Origin of the sequence: Falsiroseomonas oryzae, assembly GCF_027856955.1 — a bacterium.
GTDB classification, from domain to species: Bacteria; Pseudomonadota; Alphaproteobacteria; order Acetobacterales; family Acetobacteraceae; genus Falsiroseomonas; species Falsiroseomonas oryzae.
In genome coordinates this window covers 1-4,246 of the sequence record NZ_JAPSMD010000450.1, presented here as the reverse complement: position 1 = coordinate 4,246, position 4,246 = coordinate 1, and the positions used below count along the sequence as shown (strand labels likewise).

Annotated in this window: 4 protein-coding genes and 1 pseudogene; all 5 read right to left on the bottom strand. The window is 72.2% G+C overall.

All coding sequences use genetic code 11. From position 1 onward, the window contains the following. Nucleotides 1-130 precede the first annotated feature (130 nt). Nucleotides 131-1,354: a Na+/H+ antiporter NhaA gene (nhaA, locus tag OZN99_RS26730; RefSeq protein WP_270938277.1), complete on the bottom strand. Its 1,224-nt coding sequence runs from the start codon at nucleotides 1,352-1,354 to the stop codon at nucleotides 131-133. A gap of 71 nt (nucleotides 1,355-1,425) precedes the next feature. Beyond that, nucleotides 1,426-1,962 carry a DUF6653 family protein gene (locus OZN99_RS26725; protein WP_270938276.1) on the bottom strand — a complete coding sequence of 179 codons (537 nt, stop codon included), beginning with the start codon at nucleotides 1,960-1,962 and terminating at the stop codon, nucleotides 1,426-1,428. Nucleotides 1,963-1,972: 10 nt separating this feature from the next. Continuing rightward, complete coding sequence (locus tag OZN99_RS26720) at nucleotides 1,973-2,428, bottom strand: VOC family protein (protein WP_270938275.1); 456 nt, start codon at nucleotides 2,426-2,428, stop codon at nucleotides 1,973-1,975. A 93-nt stretch (nucleotides 2,429-2,521) separates the two neighbouring features. Continuing rightward, the gene (locus tag OZN99_RS26715; protein WP_270938274.1) at nucleotides 2,522-3,163 is read right to left on the bottom strand and encodes an LGFP repeat-containing protein; all 642 of its coding nucleotides are present in this window, start codon (nucleotides 3,161-3,163) and stop codon (nucleotides 2,522-2,524) included. 113 nt (nucleotides 3,164-3,276) lie between these two features. Further along, nucleotides 3,277-4,246 (bottom strand): annotated as a pseudogene (locus OZN99_RS26710) (chromosome segregation protein SMC); the annotation flags it as partial.

Sequence of the window (4,246 nt, the reverse complement as noted above, 5' to 3'; positions counted from 1 at the left end):
GCATCCGCCGGCACCGGCACGCCCAGCGCGCGCGCCGCCGGCGCGCCGGGCGGCGCCACCGGATCCACCGCGCGCTCGAAGAAGCGGAAGGGGAGCACGCCCGGCAGGACGCGCCCCTTGCGCCCCTCCGTCAACCGGCCTTCCGCGTGGCCAGCCGCGCCGGATCGTCGGGCGCCGGGATCTCGCGCGGGGCGAAGCGCAGCACCAGCCAGCCGGCGACGCCGGCGATCAGCGAGCCGAACAGGATGCCGATCTTCGCCTTGTCCTGCAGCGCCTGACTGTCGGGGAAGGCGAGCAGGCCGATGAACAGGCTCATCGTGAAGCCGATGCCGCACAGCAGCGAGACGCCGACCAGCTGCGGCCAGCTCGCGCCCATCGGAAGGTCCGCAAGGCCGAAGCGGATCGCCAGCGCGGCCGCGCCGAACACCCCCACCAGCTTGCCGACCGAGAGCCCAGCCATGACGCCGAGCGTGACGGGGTCCAGCAGCAGCCCGGCGCCGAAGCCGGCCAGCGACACGCCGGCATTGGCGAAGCCGAAGACCGGCACGATCAGGAAGGCCACCGGCTTGTGCAGCGCGTGTTCCAGCCGGTGCAGCATCGAATCCTCCGCATCCGGCGCGCCGGGCGTCGGGCGCAGCGGGATGGCCAGCGCCAGCAGCACGCCCGCGATCGTCGCATGCACGCCGGAGCGGAGCACGAAGACCCACAGCAGCAGGCCGAGCAGGAGATAGGGCCACATCGTGCGCCGCACGCCCATCGCCTTCATCGCGAACAGCGCCACTGCGATCGCGCCCGCGATGCCGAGGTCCGTGGTGGAGATGTTCGCGGTGTAGAACAGCGCGATGATGATCACGGCGCCGAGGTCGTCGAGGATCGCCAGCGCGGTCAGGAACACCTTGAGCGAGACCGGCACGCGATTACCCAGCAGCGACAGCACGCCGAGCGCGAAGGCAATGTCGGTGGCGCTGGGAATCGCCCAGCCGGCGATCGCCTCCGGGTTGCCGGCGTTCAGCGTGACATAGATCGCCGCCGGCACCGCCATGCCGCCGACGGCGGCCAGCCCGGGCAGCACGCGGCGGGACCAGGTGGACAGACGCCCGTCCACGACCTCGCGCTTGATCTCGAGCCCGACGAGCAGGAAGAACACCGCCATCAGCGCATCGTTGATCCAGTGGCCCACGCTCAGCGGGCCGACATACGTCTTCAGCGCGCCGAAATAGACGGGGGCGAGCGGCGAATTGGCGATCACCAGGGCAGCCGCCGCAGCCCCCATCAGCACCAAGCCGCCGGAGGCCTCGCTGTCCAGGAAGGCGCGCAGCGCCGAACGCGGTCGGGTCGTCTTCGGCTCGGCCATCGGGGCTGCTCGTGCGGTTGGGGGAATGGTCGTGCCCAGATACGGGCGACGCCGTGCCCCGGCAACGCCGATCAGGCCCGCGGGATGCGAGTTGCCGCCGCCGCGGGCGCGGTCCAGGCCACGAGGCGCGGATCATCGGCCATGTCCGCGACGATCCACGTCATGCGGTCCAGGTACCACATCTTTGCCAGCAGCGCGACGGCCAGCCCCGTCAGCGTCGCCCAGGGCAGCAGCCAGGCCAGGCCGACGCACAGCAGCACGCCACCCGCCGCGGCGAGCGCGTTCAGCGCCTTGGGCAGCACGCGATGCCGCGGCGGCACCGGCACCGAGTCGCGCGTCAGCCACAGCCGCTCGCCCAGGACGGCGCGCGAGCCCCAGTTCTCCAGCGACGAGGGCGGCGGGAAGACACGCGGGTTCACCCAGGTCCAGGCGAGCAGCAGCAGCACCGGGACCAGCGCCCACCAGCCGATCCACTCGCGGCTCCACACCGCCAGCGCGAGCAGCGGCAGGATCGGCACGCGCGTCCAGACGCTCCACGGGTTCGCATGGCGCGCCCAGGCCGCATCGTCCATGCGGTGGGCGCGCGCGATGCGTGCCTCGATCGTCACGCGCCCGGCGTCATCCGGCCGGCGACATGCGGCGGACGATCTCCTCCACGCCGACATCCTCCACATGCGTGGCCAGATGCCAGCGATGGCCGAAGGGATCGACGATGGTGCCCATCCGGTCGCCATAGGGCTGGTCGGCCGGCGGCCGTTCCGCCGTCGCACCGGCGGCGACGGCGCGCGCGAAGGCAGCATCGACGTCCTCGACATAGAGCACCAGCGAGACCGCCGTGCCGCCGAAATGCGCGGGGCCGAAGGCGCCGTAGTCGGCGTTCTGCTCGCCCAGCATCACCACGCTGTCGCCGATCCGCACCTCGCCATGCATCACCGTGTCGCCCGGCCCGGGCAGCCGCATCGTCTCCTCCGCGCCCAGCGCCTCGGCGTACCAGGCGAGTGCGCGCCTCGCGTCGGGCATGACGAGATAGGGCGAGACGCGCGGATAGCCGGGCGGGATGGGGCTGACGGGCATGACCTGCTTCCTTCTGAGGGCCGCGGCATCCTGCGCGCGCCCGCCCGTCGCGAGCAAGAACAAAACAGAAACATGCAATCGCAATCGCGTGCGTCACCCTGGGCCGTTGCGGACCTCGAAGAACAGCTGCAGCCGATGCCCATTATCGCCGAGGTCCACGGCCAGGTGATGCGGGATGGGCGCAGCTGCCGAGCCGTCGGCATTGCGCGCAGGCATATCGGCGGGTGCGGTGCCCAGATAGCCGATACCCTGCACGCCCCCGAGCGCGACGAACTTCTCCGGGATCGTGGCGCTCAGATGCTCCGCATTCGTCACCCTGGAGCAGAGGATGGCGCGCTTCAGCCCGCCGCCTGCCCCGGGCTTCAGCAGGTCGAACCGCACCTGGCGGCCGTCGCCGATGCCTGTCGGGGTGTCGTCCGTGCCAGGCACGCCCCACTCCGCCCCGCCCAGAGCCATCCACTTGTCCCGGATCGGGTTGCGGATCACGCGGATCGCGCCCTCGTTCGCGAACAGCGTGAATGTCTGGTAGTCGCGCTGCGCGATGCGATCGGGGAAGGCGTCGATCAGCGGCACCTCGCGCAGCAGCGCGCCCGGGGCGAAGCCGGCCTTCTGCATCTCCGTCGCGCGGGCATCGAAGGCGTGCCGCTTCGCCGCGGACTTCCGCAGCAGGGCCGGACGCTTCGTGCCGGGGTCGGGCGGCAGCGTATCGCCCCAGCCCCTCGGCTCGATCGCCATCGCGGATCCCCCTTCGCGTGGTGCCGCACGAAGGATGCGGAATCGCAGCCGCAACGGGCGATCTCGCCATGCATCGCTCACGCGATCGCAATCGCCGGGATGCGCGCGGGCGCTCAGCCGGCGACGGGACCCTCTGCCAGTTCCACCGCGCGTTGCAGGTCCACGCTGAGCAGACGCGACACGCCGCGTTCCTGCATCGTCACGCCGTAGAGGCGATGCATGCGCGCCATCGTCAGCGGGTGGTGGGTGACGATCAGGAATCGCGTGCCGCCACGCCCCTGCTCGTCGCCCGCCGCCATCACCTCCAGCAGGTCGCAGAGCCGTTCCACGTTCGCGTCGTCCAGCGGCGCGTCCACCTCGTCCAGCACGCAGACCGGGGCGGGGTTGCAGCGGAAGACGGCGAAGATCAGCGACAGCGCGGTCAGCGCCTGCTCGCCGCCCGAGAGCAGGCCGAGCGAGGCGAGCTTCTTGCCCGGCGGCTCGGCATAGATCTCGAGCCCCGCCTCCAGAGGGTCGTCGGAGCCGACGAGCGCGAGATGCGCCCGCCCGCCGCCGAACAGCCGCGTGAACAGCCCGCGGAACTCGGCATCCACCTTGTCGAAGACCACGCGCAGCCGCTCGCGGCCCTCGCGGTTCAGGTGCCCGATCGAGCCGCGCAGCTTGGCGATCGCGGTGGCGACCTCGGCGCGCTCCGCGTCGATCGCGTTGCGCCGCGCGTCGAGGTCGTTCAGCTCCTGCTCGGCGCGCAGGTTGACCGGCCCCATCTCCTCCCGCTCGCGCGTCAGCCGGTCCAGCTTGCGCCGCGCCTTCTCCTCCGCGCCGTCGGACAGGTCGGCGATGTCCGCGGGCAGGTCGGGATGCGCCTCGCCCAGGCGCTCCGTCACCCGTTCCTCCACCGAGAGCGCGGCGGCCTCCGCCGTCTCCATCGCGCCCTCGGCGCGCACCTGCGCCTCGCGTGCCGCGGCGAAGCGGGCATCGGCATCGCGGCGATGCGCGGTCGCGTCGCGCAGCTCGCGCTCGGCAGCCTGAAGGGCCTGCGCGGCGGCGGCATGCGCGGCCTCGGCCTCGGCCAGCAGCCGGGAC